This window comes from Burkholderia sp. Ac-20345, assembly GCF_017104825.1.
GTDB classification, from domain to species: Bacteria; Pseudomonadota; Gammaproteobacteria; order Burkholderiales; family Burkholderiaceae; genus Burkholderia; species Burkholderia lata_B.
This window is the reverse complement of sequence record NZ_JAAGPO010000502.1, coordinates 1-1,319: the sequence shown is the minus strand read 5'-3', so window position 1 is coordinate 1,319 and position 1,319 is coordinate 1. Positions and strand designations below refer to the sequence as shown.

Below are 1,319 nucleotides of genomic sequence, written 5' to 3'. Positions count from 1 at the left end.
CCGCGCAGGCAGCGGCCGGCGCACCGGTGCCGGGCGGCCAGCCGCCGGGCGCTGCGCCCGCGATCCAGCCGCAGTTCCAGTTCCATCGTCCGCCGCCGCCGAATGCGTCGAACGAGGCTGCGCCGCCGGTCGGCCCGAAAGGCTCGGACACGCTGCAGAACCAGCCGATCACCGCGCCGGCCCAGTAAGTCCGCGTGCGGAAACAGGGCGGCATGCGCCGCCCGCCTTTAGACCTGTCGTGTAGAAAGCCATGAAGATTGCGATTGCCGGCGCATCGGGCCGTATGGGCCGGATGCTGATCGAAGCCGTTCTCAACGATTCCGACGCGCAGCTCGTCGGCGCGCTCGACCGCGCCGATTCGCCGTTCCTCGGCCAGGACGCCGGCGCGTTCCTCGGCAAGGAAACCGGGGTCAAGCTGACCGCCGACCTCGACGCCGTGTTCGCGCAGGCCGACTACCTGATCGATTTCACGCGCCCGGAAGGCACGATGGCCCATATCGAGGCCGCGCTGCGCCACGACGTGAAGCTCGTGATCGGCACGACCGGCTTCACCACCGAGCAGAAGGCCGAACTGCAGGCCGCGGCGGGCAAGATCGGCATCGTGTTCGCGGCGAACATGAGCGTCGGCGTGAACGTCACGCTGAAGCTGCTCGAATTCGCGGCGAAGCATTTCTCGCACGGCTACGACATCGAGATCATCGAGGCGCATCATCGCCACAAGGTCGATGCGCCGTCGGGCACCGCGCTGATGATGGGCGAAGCCGTCGCCGGCGCGCTCGGGCGCACGCTCGACGAGTGCGCGGTGTACGGCCGCCATGGCGTGACGGGCGAACGCGATCCGTCGTCGATCGGCTTTGCCGCGGTGCGCGGCGGCGACATCGTCGGCGATCACACCGTGCTGTTCGCGGGGATCGGCGAGCGCATCGAGATCACGCACAAGTCGTCGAGCCGCGTGTCGTACGCGCAGGGCGCGCTGCGCGCGGTCCGCTTCCTGTCGGCGCGCGGCGCCGGCCTGTTCGACATGCAGGACGTGCTCGACCTGCGCTGACACCACGGGGAAACTCCGATGGCGATACCCACCGGCGTTGTCCACTACCTCGAAAGCGGCGATGCGATCACGCATGCCGTTGCCTATGTGCTGCTGGCGATGTCCGTCGCCAGCTGGTGCTTCCTCCTCATGAAGGCCTGGCTGCTGGTCCGCGCGAAGCGGCAGGGGCCGCGCGCGCTCGCCGCGTTCTGGCGCGCGCCTTCGCTCGACGCGGGCATTGCCGCGCTCGCCGGCGCCGATCGCGAGCGCGTGTTCGTGCCGCTCGCCGAAG

1 protein-coding gene and 2 pseudogenes are annotated in these 1,319 nt (G+C 69.6%); all 3 read left to right on the top strand.

Going from position 1 to position 1,319, the window contains the following annotated elements:
* A pseudogene (locus G3O06_RS48290) lies at nt 1–188 on the top strand (outer membrane protein assembly factor BamE); the annotation flags it as partial.
* A 62-nt stretch (nt 189–250) separates the two neighbouring features.
* The gene (gene dapB / locus G3O06_RS48285) at nt 251–1,048 is read left to right on the top strand and encodes a 4-hydroxy-tetrahydrodipicolinate reductase (RefSeq protein ID WP_205820462.1); all 798 of its coding nucleotides are present in this window, start codon (nt 251–253) and stop codon (nt 1,046–1,048) included.
* A gap of 18 nt (nt 1,049–1,066) precedes the next feature.
* A pseudogene (locus G3O06_RS48280) lies at nt 1,067–1,319 on the top strand (MotA/TolQ/ExbB proton channel family protein); the annotation flags it as partial.

Bases quoted from the DNA above. Each gene is read 5' to 3' on its own strand.
- dapB (WP_205820462.1), top strand. From the start codon at position 251: ATGAAGATTGCGATTGCCGGCGCATCGGGCCGTATGGGCCGGATGCTG.